The following is a 22,408-nucleotide window of genomic DNA, read 5'->3' on the forward strand; positions in this document are numbered from 1 at the left end:
TTTCGCTTATTTCGTGTCCTGTGTGTGATCGACCTAATTCTTCAGCGTGAGCGACAGCACCTTCACGACGAGATCCTTGTAGCTGATGCCGACCGCGCGCGCGGCCTTCGGCGGCAGCGAGTGGTCCGTCATGCCGGGCGCCGTGTTCACTTCGAGGAAGTACGGGTTGCCGTCCGAGTCAAGCATGAAGTCGGCGCGGCCCCAGTCGGTGCAGCCGAGAATCTCGAACGAGCGCTTGGTCAACTGCTTCATGCGCGTTTCTTCGGCTTCGGTCAGGCCGCACGGAATCAGATACTGCGTGTCGTCGGCGACGTACTTCGCGTGGTAGTCGTAAAACTCGCCCGCCGGCACGATCTTGATGACCGGCAAGTCGAGATCGCCCGCGATGCAGCAGGTGAATTCGCCGCCGCCCTCGATGCTCTTCTCGACGATCACGATCTTGTCGTAATGCGCCGCTTCTTCGAGCGCGGGCACGAGCGTTTCCGCGCTCTTCACCTTGATGACGGCGACGCTCGATCCTTCGCTCGCCGGCTTCACGAAGAGCGGCAGCCCGAGCTTCGCGACGATGTCCTGCGCGCGCGCCGCGTAGTCTTCGCCGCGAAAGACGGTTTCGAACGGCGGCGTTGGAATGCCGGTTTGCTGCCACACGAGTTTCGTGCGCAGCTTGTCCATGCCGAGCGCCGAACCGAGCACGCCGCTGCCCGTGTAACGGATGCCGTAGAAGTCGAGCGCGCCTTGCAGTTGCCCGTTCTCGCCGTAACCGCCATGCAGCGCGATGAACGCGCGCACGAAGCCCTGCGCCTTCAGATCCGAAAGCGGATGTCGCGCCGGATCGAACGGATGCGCGTCGATTCCCGCGTCGCGCAGGCCTTCGAGCACGAGACGCCCGGAGTTGAGCGAAACCTCGCGTTCGGCGGAATTTCCACCGAGCAGCACCGCGACTTTGCCGAAGACCTTCGGATCGATTTGATTCACTTGATTACTCGTTACGTCTGTCATTTCAGTTCTGGCCGTTCGCCACGTTGACCAGCTTTCCGCACACGCCGCCGATGGAACCCGCGCCCATCGCGATCACCACGTCGCCGTTGCGCGCGATGGTCGTCACCGCGTCGGGCACTTCGTCGATCGTCTCGACGAACACCGGCTCGACCTTGCCCGCGACGCGAATCGCACGCGCCAGCGCGCGGCCGTCGGCGGCCACGATGGGCGCTTCGCCTGCCGCGTAGACATCGGTGAGCACGAGGGCGTCGACCGTCGACAGCACTCGCACGAAATCTTCGAAGCAATCGCGCGTGCGCGTATAGCGATGCGGCTGAAACGCAAGCACGAGACGCCGGCCGGGAAAGGCGCCGCGCGCCGCCGCAACCGTCGCGGCCATTTCGACCGGGTGATGCCCGTAGTCGTCGATCAGCGTGTACGCGCCTTCGCCGTTGCTCGTGCTCACTTCGCCGTAACGCTGGAAACGCCGGCCCACACCGTTGAATTCGGCGAGCGCACGCTGGATATCGGCATCCGCGACTTCAAGTTCAGTCGCAATCGCGATCGCGGCGAGCGCGTTCTGCACGTTGTGCGTGCCCGGCAAGTTCAGCACGATGTCGAGCGGCGGCGCGTCCTCGCGCAGCGTCGTGAAGTGCATGCGCCCGCTCCTCGGCTCGACGTTCACCGCGCGCACCTGCGCTTCCGCGCCGAGGCCATAGCGGATGATCGGCTTCGACACGAACGGCAGAATCTCGCGCACGTTCGGATCGTCGACGCACAGCACCGCGATGCCGTAGAACGGCAATCGGTGCGTGAACTCGATGAACGCCTGTTTCAGCCGCGCGAAGTCGTGGCCGTAGGTGTCCATGTGATCGGCGTCGATGTTCGTGATGACTTCGATCACCGGGAACAGGTTGAGGAACGACGCATCGGACTCGTCGGCTTCCGCGACGATGAAATCGCCCGTGCCGAGACGCGCGTTCGCGCCCGCGCTGTTGAGGCGCCCGCCGATCACGAAGGTCGGATCGAGCCCGCCCGCCGCAAGCACGCTCGCGACGAGCGAAGTCGTCGTGGTCTTGCCGTGCGTGCCGGCGATCGCGATGCCCTGCTTCAGGCGCATGAGTTCCGCGAGCATCACGGCGCGCGGCACGATCGGCACGCGACGATGGCGCGCGGCGAGCACTTCCGGATTGTTCGAACGCACGGCAGTCGAGACGACGACCGCATTCGCGCCTTCGATGTTCTGTTCGTGATGACCGATCTCGACCCGCGCGCCGAGTGCGCGCAGCCGCTCGGTGACCGCGCCGTTGGAGAGATCCGAGCCGCTCACGTGATAGCCGAGATTGAGCAGCACTTCGGCGATGCCGCTCATGCCCGCGCCGCCGATCCCGACGAAATGAATGTGCTTGACGATATGTTTCATTTAATGTGCCTCCCGAGCTTGCGCGCTCGCACGCGCGCCGGCCACGTCGGCGCATATGCTCGCGACCTTCTCGGTCGCGTCCGGTTTCGCGAGTGCGCGCGAGCGCTCGGCCATGTCCGCGAGCGACGCGCGCGACTGCGCGCGTAACCAGTCGGCGAGTTTCTGCGCCGACAAATCGCGTTGTTGTATCAATTCAGCCGCGCCGTTCTTCGCGAGGAACGCGCCGTTGGTCGTCTGGTGATCGTCGACGGCGAACGGGAACGGCACGAAAAGCGCCGCCACGCCGACCGCCGCGATCTCGGAGACCGTCATCGCGCCCGACCGGCAGATGACGAGGTCCGCCGATGCGTACGCGCTCGCCATGTCTTCGATGAACGGCACGAGTTGCAGGTCTTCTCCGCGCGTGAGACCCGCAGCCGCGTAGTTCGCTTCCAGTGCTTCGATATGCTTCGCGCCCGCCTGATGCACGATGCGCGGACGCTCGCCGGAAGCAAGCATCGCGAGCGCTTTCGGCACGGTTTCGTTGAGTGCGGCGGCACCAAGACTGCCTCCGACCACGAGCACGTTCAGGCGTCCCGAACGCGCGGCGTAGCGTTCTTTGGGTGGCAATGCGCTCGTTAGTTCCGCACGGATCGGATTGCCGGTCCATTCCGCATTCGGCAGAGCATTGGGAAACGCGACGAGCACACGCTTCGCGAGATGCGCGAGCACCTTGTTCGCGAGTCCCGCGATGGAATTCTGTTCGTGCAGCACGAGCGGGCAGCCCGCGAGCTTCGTCATGATGCCCGCCGGAAAGGTGATGTAGCCGCCCATGCCGAGCACGACGTCCGGCTTCACGCGACGCAACGCGGCGAGGCTCTGCGAACACGCGCGCAGCAGATTCACGGGCAACATCAGCTTCGTCTTGATGCCCTTGCCGCGCACGCCGCCGAAGCGCACGTATTCCATCGGAATGCCGTGCTTCGGCACGAGCGTCGCTTCCATGCCGCTTGCGTTGCCGAGCCACACCACGCGCCAGCCGTGCGCCTGCATCCAGTGCGCGACCGCGAGCCCCGGGAACACGTGGCCCCCGGTGCCGCCCGCCATCACCATCAAGGTGCGGTCGCGTTGCGCGGTCATACTTTTCCTCCGCGCATGAGAACCCGGTTCTCGTAATCCACGCGCAGCAAAACAGCCAGCGCCACGCAGTTCAGCAAGATGCCCGAGCCGCCGTAGGAAACGAGCGGCAGCGTGAGGCCTTTGGTCGGCAGAAGACCGAGATTCACGCCCATGTTGATGAACGTCTGCGCGCCGAACCAGATGCCGACGCCCTTCGCCATCAGACCGGCGAACGTGCGATCGAGCGCGAGCGCCTGACGGCCGATCTCGAACGCGCGACGCACGATCCAGTAGAACAGCAGGATCACGACGATCACGCCGATGAAACCGAGTTCCTCGCCGATCACCGCAAGAATGAAGTCGGTATGCGCTTCCGGCAGATAGTTGAGCTTCTCGACGCTGCCGCCCAGGCCCACGCCGAACCACTCGCCGCGTCCGAATGCGATCAGCGAGTGCGTCAGTTGATACGCCTTGCCCTGCGCGTAACGGTCGTCCCACGGATCGAGATAAGCGAAAATCCGCTCGCGACGCCACGGCGACAGCCACACGAGCATCGTGAACGTGCCGACCGCCGTCAGCACGAGCCCGCCGAACAGCTTGCCGTTGACGCCGCCGAGGAACAGCACGCCCATCGCGATCGCGGCGATCACCATGAACGCGCCCATGTCGGGTTCGAGCAGCAACAGCGCGCCGACCGCGCCGACCGCGACCGCCATCGGCAAAAAGCCCTTGCCGAAGCTGTGCATGAACTCCTGCTTGCGCACCGTGTAGTTCGCGGCGTAGATGGTCACCGCGAGCTTCATGATTTCCGACGGCTGCATGTTCGTGATGCCGAGCGGAATCCAGCGGCGCGCGCCGTTCACACCTTTGCCGATGTGCGGAATCAGCACGATGATCAGCAACAGGAGCGCGATGAGAAAGAACTTCGGCGCGTACTTTTCCCACGTCTTGATCGGAATCTTGAACGCGATGGTCGCGCCGACGAGCGCCGTCGCGACCGAGATCAGATGACGCACGAGGAAGTGATAATCGCGATAGCTCGCGTATTTGGGCGAATCGGGCATTGCGATCGACGCCGAGTACACCATCACGATGCCCAGGCCGAGCAGCGCGATCATCACCCACAACAGCGAATAGTCGTAGTCGAGCATGCGCGAGCGCGCGGGGCGCACGGCGTTGACTGCGCTCGAAATGCCGCTGCCACGCGGGCCGGAATCCGAGCGGCCCGCGAGCGAGTCGCCCGGCATGGCGTTGCGCTGTCCGGTGAGTTTCGATCCGAAGCGTTCCGACCAGCTCATAGCATCACTCCCCGCGCGGCGGCGATCTCTTCGACCGCGCCACGAAACACGTCCGCGCGATGTGCGTAGTTCTTGAACATGTCGAGGCTCGCGCACGCGGGCGAGAGCAGCACGGCGTCGCCGGCTTCCGCGATGCGTGCCGCAGCGTTCGTCGCGGCTTCGAGCGTCGCGTGGTCTTCGAGCGCGACGCCCGTCGCGGCCAGCGTCTCGCGAATGCGCGGCGCGTCGCGGCCGATCAGCATCACCGCGCGCGCCCAGCGTGCGACCGGCGCTTCGAGCGGCGAAAAATCCTGGCCCTTGCCGTCGCCGCCGGCGATCAGCACGATGCGCTGCGCCAGGCCGTCGAGCGCGGCGACCGTCGCGCCGACATTGGTGCCCTTGCTGTCATCGACATAATCGACGCCATCGATTTGCGCGATCACTTCGACGCGATGCGGCTCCCCGCGATACTCGCGCAAGCCGTGCAGCAGCGCCGCGAGCGGCAGATCGATCGCGCGCGCCAGAGCCAGCGCGGCGAGCGCGTTCGCCGCGTTGTGCAGACCGCGGATGCGCAACGCGTCGACGGGCATCAGACGCTTGGAAACGAGGTTCGGCTCGGTCTCGTCCTTCTTGCGGCGACGCGAAGTCACGGGCGCTTCGGAGGCGTCCTGATCGATGCCGACGACCAGCCACTGCATGCCGTTATCGCGCAACAAACCGTAATCGCCGACGAACGACGGCTCATCGAGTCCGAAGCTCACGACACGGTCCTGCGCGATGTTCTTCGCGAGCGCCATCGTGCGGGCGTCGTTGCGATTCAGCACGCGCTTCGTGCGCGGGCCGAAGATGCGGCCTTTCGCGGCGGCGTAGGCATCCAGCCCGCCGTGCCAGTCGAGATGATCCTGCGTGATGTTGAGCACCGCGGCGGCGTCCGGCGCGAACGTGTGCGCGGTTTCGAGCTGAAAACTCGACAGTTCGAGCACCCAGATATCGGGCAGCGCGGTCTGGTCGATGGCTTCGGTCAGCTTGTCGAGCATCGCCGGGCTGATGTTGCCCGCGACCGCGACCGTCTTGCCGGCGCGCTGGCACAAGAGGCCGGTGAGCGCGGTCGTCGTGGTCTTGCCGTTCGTGCCCGTGATCGCGATGACTTTCGGCGCGTAGCCGTTCACGCCGAGTCCGGCGAGCGCCTGCGCGAACAATTCGAGCTCGCCCCAGACCGGAATGCCGCGTTCCTTCGCTGCCGCGATCAGGGGCGCGAGGTCGTCCGCGAGCGGCGAAAGCCCCGGGCTGATCGCGACGAGTTCGATACCGCCATCGAGCAATGCGGGCGTGAACGCGCCGCCGACGAAATCCGCATCGATCTCGTGGATCGCGAGTTCGGAGAGATTCGGCGGCACGGCAGGCGCCACCCAGCGCGTATCGGCGATCCGCAGGCGGCAACCGTGCCTGGCGCACCAGCGCGCCATAGCCAGACCGGATTCACCCAGTCCCAGCACGAGCACCATCGGACTTTGCCGACCGACAAACTTCTCGCCGAACATCGCTTTACCTTTCCCGAAAACCTAAAAGACTGCAGAGCAGACGCACAGAATCAACGCAATTTGAGCGTCGACAAACCGAACAGGCACAGCATCAACGTGATGATCCAGAAGCGCACTACGACTTGCGTCTCGGTCCAGCCGGACAGCTCGTAGTGGTGATGCAGCGGCGCCATCTTGAAGAAGCGCCGGCCCTCGCCATAGCGGCGCTTCGTGAACTTGAACCAGAAAACCTGCAGCATCACGGAGAGCGTTTCCGCGACGAACACGCCGCCCATGATGAACAGCACCACTTCCTGACGGACGATCACCGCGATCGTGCCGAGCGCGCCGCCGAGCGCGAGCGCGCCGACATCGCCCATGAAGACCTGCGCGGGGTGCGTGTTGTACCAAAGAAAGGCGAGACCGGCGCCGCCCATCGCGGAACAGAAAATCAGGAGTTCGCCCGCGCCGGCAATGTGCGGGAACAACAGGTATTTCGAATACACCGACGAACCCATCACATAGGCGAACGCGCCGAGCGATGCGCCCACGAGCACGACGGGCATGATGACGAGACCGTCGAGGCCATCGGTGAGATTCACCGCGTTGCTCGAACCGACGATCACGAAGTACGTCATCGCGATGAAGCCCCACACGCCGAGCGGGTAAGTGATCGACTTGAGGAACGGCAGCATCAGGTCGGCGCGCGCGGGCAGGCCCATCGAGAGGCCGCTGCGCACCCACGCCATGAAGAGATCGAAGACGCGCGTGTTGCTGGCTTCGGACACGCTGAACGCGAGATAAACGGCCGCGAACAGGCCGATTACCGATTGCCAGAAATACTTCTCGCGCGAGGACATGCCGCGCGGGTCCTTATGTACGACCTTGCGATAGTCGTCCACCCAGCCGATCACGCCGAAGCCGAACGTGACGAGCATCACGATCCACACGAAGCGGTTCGTGAGATCCGCCCACAGCAACGTGGACACGGCGATGCCCATGAGGATCAGCACGCCGCCCATCGTCGGCGTGCCGGATTTGACGAGATGCGTCTGCGGGCCGTCCTTGCGCACGGCCTGACCGACCTTGAGCGCGGTCAGCTTGCGGATGACCCACGGGCCGCAGACGAGACCGATCAATAGCGCCGTCGCCGTGGCGCCCACGGCGCGGAACGTAATGTAGGTGAACACGCGCATGAAGCTGGCGTCATTCTGAAGCCATTGCGCGAGTGCGAGTAGCATACTGGTCCTTCTCTTTCAGTGAATCAATGGGCGGCGGGCGTACTGCCCGCCGCGGGTTGTTGTGGGCTCGTCAAGGCATCCACCACGCGCTCCATCTTCATGAAGCGCGAGCCTTTCGCGAGATACGTGGCCTCGATGCCATAGCCTGCGTGTTCGAGTGCTGCGAGCAGTTCGCCAACGTCGGCGAAATGCTTCGCGGATTGCTTCGATGCCGCCGCGTTGAATGCGTTCACGGAATCGACGCTCGCGGCGCCGAGCGCGAAAAGCGCATCGATGCCGCGCTCGGCCGCATACGCGCCGACTTCGCGATGAAACGCCGGACCTTCTTCTCCGACTTCGCCCATGTCGCCCATCACGAGCACGCGCGGCGTTGCCTGCGATGCGAGCACGTCGATTGCGGCGCGCATCGAATCGGGATTCGAGTTGTACGTGTCGTCAATAACGGTCGCGCCGGCGAGCGCGCCGAGCATCGCGCGCTTCACTTGCAAACGGCCTTTCACGGGCTGGAATGCTTCGAGTCCGCGCTTGATCGCATCGAGCGAAACGCCGGCGGCAAGCGCAGCCGCGGTCGCCGCCAGCGCGTTGCGCGCGTTGTGTTCGCCGAGCACGTTCAGCGCGATATCCAGCGCGCCCTGAGGCGTGCGCAGATGCACCGTCGTGCCTTCGAGCGTGCCGGTGACGGCAGCCTTCGATGCATCGCCGGTGAGCGCAAAGTCGATGATCGCGTTGTCGGTCGCGGCCGTGCGCCAGAAGACGGCGTACTGGTCGTCAGCGGGAAACACGGCGGTGCCCGCAACGCCCAGCGCATGTATGACCGAGGCGTGTTCGAGCGCAACCGCCTCGACCGTCGCCATGAATTCCTGATGCTCGCGCTGCGCGTTGTTGACGACGGCGACATCGGGCGCGGCGATCTTGCCGAGCACGGACGTTTCGCCCGGATGATTCATGCCGAGCTCGACGACCGCGAGCTTGTGCAACGCGTTCAAGCGGAACAGCGTGAGCGGCAAGCCGATGTCGTTGTTGAAGTTGCCCGCCGTCGCAAGCCGCGCTTCGACGCCCACCGCAGCCGCGAAGATCGACGCGATCATCTCCTTGACCGTCGTCTTGCCATTGCTGCCCGTGACCGCGACAAGCGGCATCGTGAAGCGCTTGCGCCAGCCGTGCGCCAACGCACCGAGCGCCGCGCGCGTGTCCTTTACCTTGATGACAGGAAGTGGCCAGGCATCGGCGTTGCTCGGCTCGCGTGACACGAGCGCCGCAGCCGCGCCGCTCTTCGCCACTTGATCGAGGAAATCATGCGCGTCGAAGCGATCGCCCTTCACCGCGACGAACAGGTCGCCGGCCTGAATACCGCGGCTGTCCGTGACGACGCGCTCGATGCCGATATCCGCATCGCCCTTCAAAACGGCGCCGGGAATGGTCGCGGCGGCTTCGCGCAGGGTGAACATCGTCATTCGCCACCTCCGCGTTGTTGCGTGGCGCGTGCGGCAAGCGCGAGGCGCGCGTGATCCTGATCGGAGAAAGCGCGCTTCTTGCCCATGATTTCCTGCGTGGCTTCGTGTCCCTTTCCGGCGAGCAGGACGACGTCCTCGCGCGCCGCGGAACGGATCGCCTGAAGGATTGCGCTCGCGCGGTCTTCGACACGGCGCGCCTTCGCGGCGTCGGTCATGCCGGCGGCGATCTGACCGATGATCGAGACGGGATCTTCGCTGCGCGGGTTGTCGCTCGTGATGACGACCTGATCCGCGAGACGTTCGGCGATTTCGCCCATCAGCGGACGCTTGGTGGCGTCGCGGTCGCCGCCGCAGCCGAACATGCAGACGAGCTCGCCGCCACGCGCCTGCGCGATCGGGCGCAGCGCGGTGAGCGTCTTGTCGAGTGCATCGGGCGTATGCGCGTAATCGATTACGACGAGCGGCTCGTCGCTCGCCACGCGTCCGCCGAGCCGCTCCATGCGGCCGTTGACCGATTCGAGTTTTTCGATGCGCGTGATGGCGGCATTGAACGGCACGCCGACTTCGAGCAGCACGCCGAGCACCGACAGCAGATTGCTCACGTTGAACGTGCCGAGCGTGCCGACTTCGACATCGGCTTCGCCCCAGTCCGACGACAAATGAAACGCGGTGCCGGTGGCCGTTGCGCGAACCTGGGTCGCGAGCAGCAGCGCGTCCACGCGCGGCGCGGCACCGGCGGGCATTTCGACGCCGTAGGCAATCGTGCGCACCTTGCCGCGCAGCGACTCGATCAGACGCTGACCGGCCGCGTCGTCGCGATTGACGATCGCCGTCTTGAGCGAAGGCCAGTCGAACAGGCGCGCTTTCGCCGCTTCATACGCGTCGAAAGTGCGGTGGTAATCGAGATGATCCTGCGTGAGATTCGTGAAGATGGCGATGTCGAAATCGACGCCATTCACGCGCCCCTGATGCAGCGCATGCGACGACACTTCCATCGCGACGCCTTCCGCGCCCTGGCGCTTGAGTTGCGCGAGACTGCGCTGCAACTGCGGCGCATCGGGCGTGGTGAAACCGCTATGCACGAGCTTGCCCGGCATGCCGATGCCGAGCGTGCCGACGATCGCGCACGGACGGCCGAGCGCGGAGAGCGCCGTTGCGATCCACTGGCTGCACGAGGTCTTGCCGTTCGTGCCCGTTACGCCGACGGTGAGCATCGACGCGGTCGGCTCGCCATACCACGCGGACGCGATCGGGCCAGCGAGTTCGTTCAACGCTTTCACGGCGAGCGCCTTCGACGCGTCCGGCTTGCCCGCGAAATTCTCCGGCTGATAGAGCGCCGCGGCCGCGCCCGCGGCGAGCGCGGCGTCGAGATACGGACGGTTGTCCGCGCCTTCGACCGCATAGGCGAGAAACACGTCGCCGCTTTTGAGCGAGCGTGTATCGGCGTGCAGTTGCGCCTCGGCCTGCGCGTGGGCGCGCAACCATTGAACGGCTTGTGATACGTCCTTTTGCATCTTGCTCTGTCGGGCTTGCGCGCTCATCGCACGACTCCCGGGTGCGTCTTGGTATTACTCGACACCGCAAATTTCTTCGCGGTATTCGCGTTGTTCGTGTTCGCCGGCTGCTGGGCGGCCGGTTGCGTGGCGGAGTTCGAATCGTCCGTCACGACCATTTGTTTCACCGGCATGTCGGGCGGCACATTGAGCGCGCGCAAGGTATCGCCGACGATGCCTGAGAACACCGGACCCGACACCTGACCGCCGAAGTGGCTGCCGACCGTCGGTTCATCCACCGACACCGCCACGACGATGCGCGGATTCGGCATCGGCGCCATGCCGACGAACGACGCACGGTACTTCGAATGGTCGTAGCCGTGGCCGCCATGCTTGTACGCCGTGCCCGACTTGCCGCCCACGCGATAGCCCGGCACCGCCGCATCCGGCGACGTGCCGCCCTTCGCCACGACCGTTTCGAGCATTGCGCGCACTTCACGCGCGGTGGTCGGCGAGAACACTTGCTGGCTGATCGGCGGTTGATCGCCGGACGTATGAAAAATGGAGACCGGCAGGATCTTGCCGTCGTTCGCAATGGCCGTGTACGCGCGCCCTAACTGGAACAGCGACACGGACAGACCATAGCCGTATGACATGGTCGCCTGCTCGATGCGCCGCCAGCTCTTCCACGGCCGCAGACGCCCGGTCACGGCCCCCGGAAAGCCGACTTTCGGCGCCTGGCCGAGCCCGATGCTCGTGTACATGTTCCACATCTCTTCCGGACGCAATTGCATCGCAATTTTGGTCGCGCCGATATTGCTCGACTTCTGAATAACGCCGCCGACGGTGAGCGTGCCGAAACCGGAATCGTCCGTGATGCGCGCGCCATCCAGGACGAACACACCGCCGCCCGTTTCCACGAGCGTGTTCGGCGTCACCCGATGCAGATCGAGCGCGAGCGAAACGGTGAACGGCTTCATGATCGAGCCCGGCTCGAATGTGTCCGTGAGAATGCGATTGCGCAACTGCTCGCCGGTCATGCGCGAACGGTCGTTCGGGTTGTACGTGGGATAGTTGACGAGCGCGAGCACTTCGCCCGTCTTCACGTCGATCACCATTGCCGCGCCGGCCTTCGCTTTCGCTTTCTCGACGGCGGCCTTCAGGTTCGTGTACGCGATGTACTGAATCTTGCTGTCGATCGAGAGTTCGACGTCCGTACCATTGTGCGGCACGACCTGCTCATCGACGTCCTCGACGATATGGCCCATGCGGTCCTTGATGACGCGACGCATGCCCGGCGTGCCGGCGAGGACGTTCTGGTCGCCGAGTTCGACGCCTTCCTGTCCCTTGTCTTCAATATTAGTAAAGCCGATCAGGTGCGCCGTGATCTCGCCTTCGGGATAAAAGCGCTTGTATTCGCCACGTGAATAAATGCCCGGAACGTCGAGCGCGGCGACCTTTTGCGCGACTTCGAGCGGCACCTGACGCTTCACGTAGACGAAGGTCTTGTCCATCGAGAGCTTCGCGCGAAGCTCTTTCTCCGGCATTCCGAGGAGTTTGGACAACTGCGCGAATTTTTCCGCGCCGAGATCGTTCGGCACGGCTTCGGGGATTGCCCAGATGGCCTTCACCGGCAGACTCGTTGCAAGCACGAGACCGTTACGGTCGTGAATCTGGCCACGCGTCGCCGGCATTTCGAGCGTGCGCTGATAGCGGCTCTCGCCCTGCTTCTTGAAGAAGGCGTTGCCCGGGCCCTGAATCCAGAACGCGCGTGCGGCGAGCGCGACGAACGCCATGAAGAGCAGAAACACGACGAACTTCGAACGCCACATCGGCAGGCGCACGGCGAGAAGCGCGTTCGGCGTGTGAGCGATGTCTTTCTGCTTCGCGGACTTTTTCATCGCCTGGCTCCGCGTGCAGGCGCCGCCGACGCCGGCAGCGGCGGCGGCATGGGCGCGTCGGCGGCCTTGCTGGTCGCCGTGTCATAGGTGAGATATTGCGTTCGGCCGGTCGTCACGGGCTGCATTTTTAGTGAGTTGGTGGCCAACTGCTCGATGCGCGATGTCTTGGACAATGCGCTCTGCTGGTACTGCAACTGCGCGTTATCCTGTTGCAGCTGGCGCTCCTGCGATTGCGCCCGTTGCAAGTCGATGAAAATCTCCCGCTGCTGATTGGTGGCGCTGACGACCGACAGCGCGCAACCGAGCACGATGATGAGCAGGAAGATATTGAGGCGATTCATGGCGCGATTCGCTCGGCGATACGCATCACCGCGGACCGGGCGCGAGGGTTGTCGGCGACTTCGGCATCACTCGGAAACACGCGGCCGACCACCCGCATCGGCGGGCTGGGAAGATCGACCGCGCGGATCGGCAAACGACGGTCCACTGCCGGCGCGCTCGCGTGCGCCTGCATGAACCGCTTGACGATCCGGTCTTCGAGTGAATGAAAGCTGATCACGACCAGCCGCCCCCCTTGCTCCAATAATGCCAATGCCGATTCGAGTACTACTTGCAGCTCCGCAAGCTCTTGATTGACGTGAATCCGTATAGCCTGAAAGGTGCGAGTTGCCGGGTCCTTGCCCTTTTCACGGGTTTTGACGACGTGACCCACGATTTCGGCAAGCTGGCGCGTGCTGTCGAGAGGCCCAAGACGGTCGGACTCTGCCCGGCGAGCAACAAGCGCCTTTGCAATCTGAAAAGCAAACCGTTCTTCCCCATAATCTCTAATGACCTCCGTGATTTCCTGCACCGTGGCGCGCGCGAGCCACTCTGCCGCCGACTCGCCGCGAGTCGGATCCATCCTCATGTCGAGCGGACCTTCTGCGCGGAAGCTGAAGCCGCGCTCCGGGTCGTCCACCTGCGGCGACGACACGCCAAGATCCAGCAACACGCCCGACGCCCGCTGCACCCCACGCTCGTTCGCTGCGTCGCGCAACGCCGCGAAGCTGTCATGCACGATCGAAAAGCGCGAGTCTTGAATCTGTTGCGCCGTGGCGATTGCGAGAGGATCCTTGTCGAAGGCGATCAGTCGCCCCGCCTCACCCAGTCGCTGTAAAATCGCCCGGCTATGACCGCCGCGCCCGAACGTGCCATCTATATAGATGCCGTCCGCGCGGGTGATCAGTCCGTCTACCGCTTCCTTCAGCAGCACCGTGCGATGCTGCAGTTCATTTCCCATCGCAGGAGCCATGTTGTTTAGCGCCGCGTCAGAAAGTGAAGTTCTTCAGCGCTTCGGGCATGCCCTGCGCCATGGCCGCGGCTTCCTTCGCCGCGTAAGTCTGCGAGTCCCACAACTCGAAGTGCGCACCCATGCCGAGCAGCGTCACCTCTTTTTCCAGCGACGCGGCAGCGCGCAGCTCGGGCGAGACCAGCACGCGCCCGTTACCGTCGAGTTCGACGTCCATTGCATTACCGAGAAAGATGCGCCGCCACCACATGGCTTCCATCGGAAGCGCGGCGACTTTGGTGCGAAAGACTTCCCACTCCGGGCGAGGAAAGAGCAACAGGCATCCATCCGGGCTCTTCGTGAGCGTCACCCGGCCTTCTGCCTGCCCTTGCAGCGCTTCCCGATAGCGCGACGGAACCGACATCCGTCCTTTCGCATCGAGGGTCAGCGCCGACGCCCCTTGGAACACTCGCCCTTCTCCCCGTTTTCGGACGTCCACCACGACGTCCGTCCCTCTCAAGTTTTGATCGAAAATGGGTGGTGAATCACACAAAACACCACTTTCTCACACTGTCTCCCACTTTAGAGGAACGCATATCCTCGGTCAAGACGCGTGCCTTTTTTTCGAGTGCTTTTTATTCGCTAGAACAAGGACTTAGCGCAGGAGCTTGAAGTAACGGGAAAAGAGAAAACCGTTATTAATTAGAGGACTAGTGCGGGATGTGAAGGTAGTACGTGAAAAGAGCACCCGAAATGAGGGAAATGTAACGGTTCTTCCGGCCGCTTTTTGGTGTGATCGTGGGTTTCCGCGCTAAATGCCGCATTCGATCCGATGCGCGACCGACCGAGGCTTCAGCGCGCTATATGTAATACGCCGTGCGAGTCATCACTCTGGAGGCTGCGCGCATCAGAGCGCGTACCGGAAACGGTACTTCGCTTCCCCCGGCGCCGATTGCGGCAGCGGCGTGCGCGCTCTCATCGAGACGCATTTGCTCGACGATGGCGCGCGATGCGTGATCGTTCGCGGGCAAGGTCTTCATGTGTCCGTCGAGGTGATGCTCGACCTGGCGCTCGGTTTCCGCCATGAAGCCAAGACTCACCCGATCGCCGAAGCGGCCCGCGACGAAGCCGATAGCGAGCGCGCCGGCGTACCACAACGGGTTCAACAAGCTCGGCCGCGATTCCAGATCTTTCAGCCGCGTCGACATCCACGCGAGGTGGTCTTCCTCTTCGCGCGCGGCTCGCTCGAAGCTCGCCTTGAGTTCGGGCGAACGGGTGGCGAGCTTCTGCGCCTGATAAAGCGCCTGTGCGCAGACTTCGCCGACATGGTTCACGCGCATCAGGCTGGCCGAATGGGCGCGCTCTTTGTCCGTGAGTTGCGCCCCCTCCGAGAGGACGTCGCCGGTCGCGTCCGAAGGCGGCATCGTCGATTCCGGAATCGGCCGCGACATGCGGCTCACGCCGGCCATGGAACGCAGGCCTCGATCGAATTCGCTGATGACTTCATCGAGCGTCATGGTGTCACCTCTTTCTTTATGGTCCGCAGCTCGCCGACGTCGAAACGACGCCCGGCAAGCGCTCGGCGGAAAACGCGAATTTTAGCGCACATCGGCTGGCGACGCGGCCGCGCGGGCTTGCCAGGACTGGCTTCGAGAGGCCGCGGAGCATGCTGGCCCTTTTTCCGAAAACGTTCGTGGAACGCCTCGCCGATGCGTCGCGGTTGTGATGCCCGAGAGGTCCGCCGCCGGCACTTTTCACCCGCCCGATCAAGCCCAAAACGCCCCTTCGGACGCACCCGTTTTGGTAATTAGGGCAAACACGGGTCGCAAAAATCCTGCTAAACCAACATTTTAGCGCCTGTTGCGTAAACGTCACATGAGTCCGGCGGAGGAGCCCCTTTTCCTTTGTCCGTTAAAGCCTCTTTGTTACATTACGTGTCACCTTCGTTTAAGAAGCAGGCAGGGACCGTCAACACACTGGCGCTAAGAACAGTGACCTTGCCAAAAGTCGCAAACACTCCTTGGAGATTCACTCAATGAAAAAGTCGCTTCTCGCTCTCGCTGCATTGGGCGTTTTCGCAGGCGCCGCACATGCGCAGAGCAGCGTGACGCTGTACGGCATCGTCGACGCAGGCTTCCTCTACAACAACAATAGCAACGGCCAAAAACTGTACGCGATGAACAGTGGCAACCTGCAAGGTAGCCGTTGGGGCCTGCGCGGCACGGAAGACCTCGGTGGCGGTCTGAAGGCCATCTTCGTGTTGGAAAACGGCTTCAACGTGTTCAACGGCACGCTCGGCCAGGGCGGCGACATGTTCGGCCGTCAGGCTTATGTCGGTCTGTCGACGGCACAATTCGGCACGGTCACCCTGGGTCGTCAGTACGACTCCGTGGTTGACTACACCGGCGCATTCGAAGTTGGGAGCCAGTGGGCGTCGGCCTTCGGCGCGCACCCGGGCGACCTGGACAACATGAACAACTCGAATCGCGTGAACAACGCGATCAAGTACACGAGCGCGAACTACGCCGGCTTCACCTTCGGCGGCTTGTACAGCCTCGGCGGCCAGGCTGGCCAATTCAACCGCAATCAGATCTGGTCGCTTGGCGTTGGCTACGCGCAAGGTCCGTTGCAATTGGGCGCAGGCTACTTGAACGTCAAGGACCCGAACTACTCGTTCTTCGGCAACAACGCGAACTCGAGGACGGCGACGACGACTCCTGGCTCGACCTCGAACTTCGGCGCCAGCCGCGTGATCAACGGCTACGCTTCGGCGAAGACGATGCAAGTGATCTCGGCGGGCGGTGCTTACACGTTTGGCGCGGCAACCGTCGGCGCAACGTATAGCAACACGCAATACAAGGATCTTGGCTCGGAGCCGGGCACCGGCCTGACGCCGACGGGCGGCTTCACGGGCGGCACGGGCAAGTTCCACAATGCCGAAATCAACTTCAAGTATCAGCTGACCCCGGCGCTGCTGCTGGGCGTAGCGTATGACTACACGAAAGGCTACGGCCTGGGCGACGCCAAGTACCATCAGGGCATGCTCGGCGTGGACTACTTCCTGTCGAAGCGCACCGACGTATACATCGATGGTATCTATCAGCACGCCAGCGGCACGGACTCGACGAACCAATCAGCGGTCGCGAACATCGCCAACCTGTCGCCGTCGTCGACGTCGAACCAGGTTGCCGCCGTTGTCGGTATCCGTCACAAGTTCTAATAAGGTCGTAACAAAGCTGTACACACTGAAAGGCGCCTTCGGGCGCCTTTTTTTCGTCTTTGCGCGGGAATCGAATCGCGCTCGCGTCGCGTGCCGCCGACAAAAAAAGCCTCCGTGTCTCGCGACACGAAGGCTTTCTCGCTTCAGACGATGCGAACGCTACGCGCGGCCGTCGCGCAATTCGCGCCGCAATATCTTGCCGACATTGCTCTTTGGCAGCTCGTTGCGGAATTCGATCATGCGCGGACGCTTGTAGCCGGTGAGCCGCTCCTTGCAGTAGGCGACGACGTCGGCTTCCGTCAGGCTCAAGTCCTTGCGCACGATGAACAGCTTCACCGCCTCGCCGGAAGCCTGATCTTTCACGCCCACGGCTGCGACTTCGAACACGCCGGGCAACATCGCGACGACGTCCTCGATTTCGTTCGGATACACGTTGAAGCCGGAGACGAGAATCATGTCTTTCTTGCGATCGACGATCTTCACATAGCCGCGCTCGTCCATCACGCCGACGTCGCCCGAGCGGAAGAAGCCGTCCCGGGTCATCACCTTCGCCGTTTCTTCGGGATGATTCCAATAGCCCGCCATCACCTGCGGACCGCGAATGCAGATCTCGCCAGGCTGGCCGAGCGGCACTTCGTTATTGTCGTCGTCGCGAATGGAGATTTCCGTCGACGGAAGCGGCAAGCCGATCGTGCCGGTGTATTCGGTCGCGGTCACCGGGTTGCAAGTCACGCACGGCGAGGTCTCGGACAGGCCGTAGCCCTCGACGATCGGCACGCCGGTCGCCGCAAACCAGCGCTTCGCAACGGCCTCCTGCACGGCCATTCCACCGCCGTTCGCCGCGATGAGCTTCGAAAAATCGAGCTTGCCGAAGTCTGGGTGGTTCAACAACGCGTTATAGAGCGTGTTGACCGCCGGGAACGTGTTGATCGGAACGCCCTTCAGCTCCTTGATCGTTCCGGCGATGTCGCGCGGATTGGGTATCAGCACGCCGAGGCCGCCAGTTCGGATCGTCAGCATGCCGCAGACAGTCAACGCGAAGATGTGATAAAGCGGCAGCGCGACCACGCAGACGAACTGGTCGATGTCCGGACGACGCTTGCGGGCCGGGTCCAGCCACACTTCGGACTGCAGTGTGTTCGCGATAACATTGCGATGCGTGAGCGTGGCGCCTTTCGCGACGCCCGTCGTGCCGCCGGTGTATTGCAGAAAAGCGACGTCGTCGGGATTTTGCGTGACCGCCCGGAGCGTGACGCGGCCGCCCTCATTGAGCGCATCGTTGAAGCGGATGCTGCCGGGCACATTCCACTCGGGCACCATCTTCTTCACGCTACGCACGACGAAATTGACCAGAAGCCCCTTCAAACCCATGAGGTCGCCCATCGCCGCGACGACCACGTGTTTGATCGCCGTGTTCTTGGCCACGGCCTGGAGCGTGACCGCGAAGTTCTCCAGAATGACGATCGCTTCCGCGCCGCAGTCTTTGAGCTGATGCTCAAGTTCGCGCGGCGTGTAGAGCGGATTGACATTGACGACGACGTAGCCCGCGCGCAATACCGCCGCGATCGCGATGGGATACTGAAGCACGTTCGGCATCATCAGCGCGACGCGCGCGCCGGGCTTCATGCCGCGCTTCTGAAACCACGCGGCCAGCTTTCTCGACTTCGCGTCGAGCTCGGCATACGTGACCGATTGGCCCATGCACACAAACGCGCGGCGATCGCGATTCGCGCGAAAACTGTCTTCGAGCAGCTCGGAAACGGATCGATACGCGGATGCATCGATGTCCGCTGGCACGCCGGCCGGGTAAGACTTCAGCCAGGGTTTCTCCATCGGCGTCTCCTTTGTATGATTTTAGAATGATCGTGCGGAAACGAGATCCTAACTTTTCGGGCGGCCTCCGACAATCGGGTTAGACGCCATCCACCACAGCCGCTCGAATCTGCTGCTCCAAAACCCATCAATGCATCGGCTCCACTTCCACGAGGCAATCGTAAAACGTCGCCGAGCCCCCGAGATCGGTCAACGCCTGACTCGTCACCTGATTGGCGTTGCAGCCATCGGGCGACAATTTCTTCCACCAGATCGATAAGCCGACGACAACGCCCTCGCGCGCCCGTTCCGTCACGCGCGCGCGCGCCTGCATCGATCCGCGATCGTTGAAAATGCGCACCAGCGCGCCATCGGCGATGGCGCGCGCCTGGGCATCGGCGGGGTGAATGTCCAGAGACGGCTCGCGCTCCGTCGCCCGGAGGCTTTCGACGTTCACGAAACTGCTGTTCAGAAAGTTGCGCGCGGGCGGAGAGATCATCGCGAGCGGATAGCGGGCAGCGAGTTCCGGCGAGCCGTCTGCGGATTCGTAAGGCGGCAGGTAATCCGGCAGCGGATCGAGACCCTCGCGTTTCAGGCGCTCGCTGTAGAACTCGCATTTTCCGGAAGGCGTGCGGAACGCTCCCTCGGCCAGCGGCGCTTCCGCGAGGTCGAGCTTCAGCCAGCCGGACTCCTTCAATGTGTCCCAGCTCTCACCTTCGAGCGTGCGGTCGTCCCAGCGGAATGCCTTCGACGCGATCTGCTCGTCGGACTCGAAAAGCGCCGGCTCGGCGAGACCCATCGCGCGCGCGAGGCCACGGAAAATTTCAGTGTTAGGGCGCGCTTCGCCGACGGGAGGAATCGCCGGCAGATTCGCCATCACGTGCGTGTGCCCGTAGGATTTGTGGACGTCGAGATGTTCGAGTTGCGTCGTCGCGGGAAAGACGAGATCCGCGTAGTCCGCCGTATCTGTCTGGAAGTGTTCGAGCACGATCGTGAACAGATCCTCGCGCGCGAAGCCGGCCTCGACTCTCGCCGAGTCAGGCGCGACCGCGACGGGATTCGAGTTGTAGACGATGAGGGCTTCGATCTTCGGTCCGAACGTTTCGTCGCCCGGATGCAGCAACGCGTCGCCGATCGCGTTCATGTTGACCGCGCGCGGAATTTGCGAAGGCCAGCCGGGCAGCAAATCGGGGCGCTCCAGTGCACTGCCGTCGACCGGCGCCCAGCCGGACGAGGATAGCAGCAGGCCTCCGGCGCGCTCGCGCCACGCGCCCGTCAACGACGGCAAACAAGCGATCGCGCGAACGGCGTTACCGCCACCGCGCACGCGCTGCATCCCATAGTTGAGGCGGATTGCCGCCTTCTTCGTCGCCCCGAAAGCACGCGCAAGTTCGACGACCACGTTCTCGTCGATGCCGCAAATCTTCGCCACGCGCGAAGGCGGATACTGCGCCGCGCGCGCCGCAAGTTCATCGAAGCCCACGGTATGCGCGCTCACATACTCCCGGTCGATGAAGTTCTCGCGGATCAGCACGTCGATCATGCCGAGCGCCAGCGCAGCATCGGTCCCCGGGCGCAGCGCGATGTGCTGATGACATTTTTCCGCCGTCAGCGATTTATAGGGATCGATCGCAATCAGCTTCGCGCCGCGGCGCTTCGCTTCCTGCGCACGGGTCCAGAAATGCAGGCTCGACGCGATCGGATTCGCGCCCCAGATCAGAATCACCTCACTTTCTTCGTAATACTCCGCATGCATGCCGAGGCTCGCGCCGTACGTGTAGCGCAGGCCGGCCGCGCCCGCGGCGGCACAAATGGTGCGCTCAAGTCGCGATGCGCCGATTACGTTGAAGAATCGGGCGGCTATGCTTTCCCCTTGTACCAGACCCATCGTGCCCGCGTAACTGTACGGAACGATGGCTTCGGGCGTGCGTCTCGCGATCGGTTCCAGGCGTTCGGCGGCGAGTCGCAACGCCTCGTCCCAGCCGATCGGCTCGAATCGGCCCTCGCCCTTCTTGCCGATTCGGCGCAACGGAGTCAGGAGACGATCTTTGTGATGCGTGCGCTCGGCATAACGCGCGACCTTCGTGCACAACACGCCTTGTGTCGGCGGATGATCGGGCTCACCGCTGATCTTCACCGCTTTGCCATCCTTGACCGTTACGCGCATCGCGCATGTATCGGGGCAATCGTGCGGGCATACGGCTCGGGCAAACTCGGCTGGAGCGTTCATCGGGAATCCGTAAATCAAGGTAAAAGGTGGCAGATTATGGAATTCTATTACGGTCACTATGCGATCGACCGTCCGATGGCGCAAATAGTGGCGGCGTAGAATGGGACGACCAAGCGCCATCAATACGCGCGATCCGAATTCAAATGTGAGAGCAGTTCAAATGAATCTGATCCCAGAAATCGAAGCGTCACACGACGAGATCAAAACGCTCCGACGAACGATCCATGCCCATCCCGAATTGCGCTATGAAGAGGTCGGCACCGCGAAACTGGTGGCCGAGAGCCTCGAAAGTTGGGGAATCCAAGTGCATCGGGGATTGGGCAAAACGGGTGTCGTCGGCGTGTTGAAGCGCGGTAGCGGCGGCGCCTCGATCGGGTTGCGCGCGGATATGGACGCGCTGCCCATTCAGGAATTGAATACGTTTGGACATCGATCGACAAACGACGGCCGCATGCATGCCTGCGGCCACGACGGTCACACGGCGATGCTGCTTGGGGCCGCGAAACATCTGGCCAAGCACGGCGAGTTCGATGGGACGGTCATCTTCATCTTCCAGCCGGCCGAAGAAGGCGGCGCGGGCGCGAAAGCCATGATCGAGGATGGTCTTTTCAGGCAGTTTCCAGTCGACGCCGTGTTCGGCATTCATAACTGGCCGGGTATTCCAGCCGGTCACTTCGGCGTGGTCGAAGGTCCGATCATGGCATCGAGCAACGAATTTCGCATCACGGTCCGCGGAACCGGTTCGCACGCGGCCTTGCCGCATAACGGACGCGATCCCGTTTTCACGGCGGTCCAGATTGCGAATGGGCTCCAGAGCATCATTACGCGTAACAAGAAGCCGATCGAGACTGCGGTGCTTTCCATTACCCAGATCCACGCCGGTCAAGCGGCTAACGTGGTACCCGATCAAGCTTGGCTAGGTGGAACGGTACGGACGTTCACAGTGGCGACGCTCGATCTGATCGAAGCGCGCATGCGCAAAATCGTCGATGCGACGGCAGCCGCCTACGATTGCGAGGTGGAGATTTACTTCCACCGAAACTATCCGCCGACAGTCAATTCGTCCGCGGAGACAAAGTTTGCGGCAGAAGTCATGGCCGAGGTGATAGGCAAAGATAAGGTCGACAGCGCCGTCGAACCGACCATGGGAGCGGAGGACTTTTCGTTCATGCTTATTGAAAAGCCCGGATGCTACGCGTTTCTAGGTAACGGCGATGGCGGGCATCGGGAGCAAGGGCATGGCGCTGGGCCCTGCATGCTGCACAACGCGAGTTACGACTTCAACGACGATTTATTGTCGATTGGATCGTCGTATTGGGTACGTCTGACGGAGAGATTTCTGGCTCGTTGATGCCCGCGGCGGCGAATGGGCGCTGCCGGTCTTCCGCTGGCTATATAACGTTTCGGATTTTTCGTTCCCAAACGCAAAAACCCCACCTTTTAGGGGTGGGGTTTTGGCTTTCAGCATGAGGAGCCTGACGATTACCTACTTTC

The 22,408-nt window shown here is 63.0% G+C and carries 17 protein-coding genes; 2 read left to right on the forward strand and 15 right to left on the reverse strand.

Annotated elements, in window-relative coordinates:
• Positions 1-33 precede the first annotated feature (33 nt).
• The 13 genes from AWB82_RS31655 to coq7 all read right to left on the reverse strand — a co-directional run bounded on the left by AWB82_RS31655 (position 34) and on the right by coq7 (position 15,169).
• A complete protein-coding gene (locus AWB82_RS31655; protein WP_086973261.1) occupies positions 34-975 on the reverse strand; it encodes a D-alanine--D-alanine ligase in 942 nt (313 codons plus the stop codon).
• Between the two features lie 25 nt (positions 976-1,000).
• On the reverse strand, positions 1,001-2,401 hold the full coding sequence (gene murC / locus AWB82_RS31660; protein ID WP_086973245.1) for a UDP-N-acetylmuramate--L-alanine ligase: 1,401 nt from the start codon (positions 2,399-2,401) through the stop codon (positions 1,001-1,003).
• The gene (gene murG, locus AWB82_RS31665; RefSeq protein WP_086973246.1) at positions 2,402-3,520 is read right to left on the reverse strand and encodes an undecaprenyldiphospho-muramoylpentapeptide beta-N-acetylglucosaminyltransferase; all 1,119 of its coding nucleotides are present in this window, start codon (positions 3,518-3,520) and stop codon (positions 2,402-2,404) included.
• Positions 3,517-4,797 (reverse strand): putative lipid II flippase FtsW, encoded by a 1,281-nt coding sequence (gene ftsW, locus AWB82_RS31670; protein ID WP_086973247.1) that lies wholly within the window; start codon positions 4,795-4,797, stop codon positions 3,517-3,519. Before ftsW ends, murG begins: the two co-directional genes overlap by 4 nt.
• Entirely contained in the window at positions 4,794-6,317 is a 1,524-nt protein-coding gene (murD, locus tag AWB82_RS31675) for a UDP-N-acetylmuramoyl-L-alanine--D-glutamate ligase (RefSeq protein ID WP_086973248.1), read from the reverse strand. The genes ftsW and murD overlap by 4 nt, the downstream gene beginning before the upstream one ends.
• Before the next feature lie 50 nt (positions 6,318-6,367).
• Positions 6,368-7,537 carry a phospho-N-acetylmuramoyl-pentapeptide-transferase gene (mraY, locus tag AWB82_RS31680; RefSeq protein WP_086973249.1) on the reverse strand — a complete coding sequence of 390 codons (1,170 nt, stop codon included), beginning with the start codon at positions 7,535-7,537 and terminating at the stop codon, positions 6,368-6,370.
• Between the two features lie 23 nt (positions 7,538-7,560).
• Positions 7,561-8,991 carry a UDP-N-acetylmuramoyl-tripeptide--D-alanyl-D-alanine ligase gene (locus AWB82_RS31685; protein WP_086973250.1) on the reverse strand — a complete coding sequence of 477 codons (1,431 nt, stop codon included), beginning with the start codon at positions 8,989-8,991 and terminating at the stop codon, positions 7,561-7,563.
• Complete coding sequence (locus AWB82_RS31690; RefSeq protein ID WP_086973251.1) at positions 8,988-10,532, reverse strand: UDP-N-acetylmuramoyl-L-alanyl-D-glutamate--2,6-diaminopimelate ligase; 1,545 nt, start codon at positions 10,530-10,532, stop codon at positions 8,988-8,990. Before AWB82_RS31690 ends, AWB82_RS31685 begins: the two co-directional genes overlap by 4 nt.
• Positions 10,529-12,385: a peptidoglycan D,D-transpeptidase FtsI family protein gene (locus AWB82_RS31695; protein WP_086973252.1), complete on the reverse strand. Its 1,857-nt coding sequence runs from the start codon at positions 12,383-12,385 to the stop codon at positions 10,529-10,531. The genes AWB82_RS31690 and AWB82_RS31695 overlap by 4 nt, the downstream gene beginning before the upstream one ends.
• Entirely contained in the window at positions 12,382-12,726 is a 345-nt protein-coding gene (gene ftsL / locus AWB82_RS31700) for a cell division protein FtsL (protein WP_086973253.1), read from the reverse strand. Before ftsL ends, AWB82_RS31695 begins: the two co-directional genes overlap by 4 nt.
• Complete coding sequence (rsmH, locus tag AWB82_RS31705) at positions 12,723-13,676, reverse strand: 16S rRNA (cytosine(1402)-N(4))-methyltransferase RsmH (RefSeq protein WP_086973254.1); 954 nt, start codon at positions 13,674-13,676, stop codon at positions 12,723-12,725. The genes ftsL and rsmH overlap by 4 nt, the downstream gene beginning before the upstream one ends.
• Before the next feature lie 16 nt (positions 13,677-13,692).
• A complete protein-coding gene (gene mraZ / locus AWB82_RS31710) occupies positions 13,693-14,121 on the reverse strand; it encodes a division/cell wall cluster transcriptional repressor MraZ (protein WP_086973255.1) in 429 nt (142 codons plus the stop codon).
• Between the two features lie 391 nt (positions 14,122-14,512).
• Entirely contained in the window at positions 14,513-15,169 is a 657-nt protein-coding gene (coq7, locus tag AWB82_RS31715) for a 2-polyprenyl-3-methyl-6-methoxy-1,4-benzoquinone monooxygenase (RefSeq protein ID WP_086973256.1), read from the reverse strand.
• A 518-nt stretch (positions 15,170-15,687) separates the two neighbouring features.
• Here coq7 and AWB82_RS31720 point away from each other — a divergent pair.
• On the forward strand, positions 15,688-16,872 hold the full coding sequence (locus AWB82_RS31720) for a porin (protein WP_086973257.1): 1,185 nt from the start codon (positions 15,688-15,690) through the stop codon (positions 16,870-16,872).
• A 159-nt stretch (positions 16,873-17,031) separates the two neighbouring features.
• Here AWB82_RS31720 and AWB82_RS31725 read toward each other — a convergent pair whose 3' ends face one another.
• The gene (locus AWB82_RS31725) at positions 17,032-18,705 is read right to left on the reverse strand and encodes a long-chain fatty acid--CoA ligase (RefSeq protein ID WP_086973258.1); all 1,674 of its coding nucleotides are present in this window, start codon (positions 18,703-18,705) and stop codon (positions 17,032-17,034) included.
• A 127-nt stretch (positions 18,706-18,832) separates the two neighbouring features.
• Positions 18,833-20,914 carry a molybdopterin-containing oxidoreductase family protein gene (locus AWB82_RS31730; protein WP_086973259.1) on the reverse strand — a complete coding sequence of 694 codons (2,082 nt, stop codon included), beginning with the start codon at positions 20,912-20,914 and terminating at the stop codon, positions 18,833-18,835.
• 160 nt (positions 20,915-21,074) lie between these two features.
• On the opposite strand from AWB82_RS31730, the gene AWB82_RS31735 reads away from it, so the two are divergent.
• Positions 21,075-22,265, forward strand: a complete 1,191-nt coding sequence (locus AWB82_RS31735; protein ID WP_086973260.1) for a M20 aminoacylase family protein — start codon at positions 21,075-21,077, stop codon at positions 22,263-22,265.
• The last annotated feature ends 143 nt before the right edge of the window (positions 22,266-22,408 follow it).

This window comes from Caballeronia glebae (genome assembly GCF_001545035.1).
GTDB classification, from domain to species: Bacteria; Pseudomonadota; Gammaproteobacteria; order Burkholderiales; family Burkholderiaceae; genus Caballeronia; species Caballeronia glebae.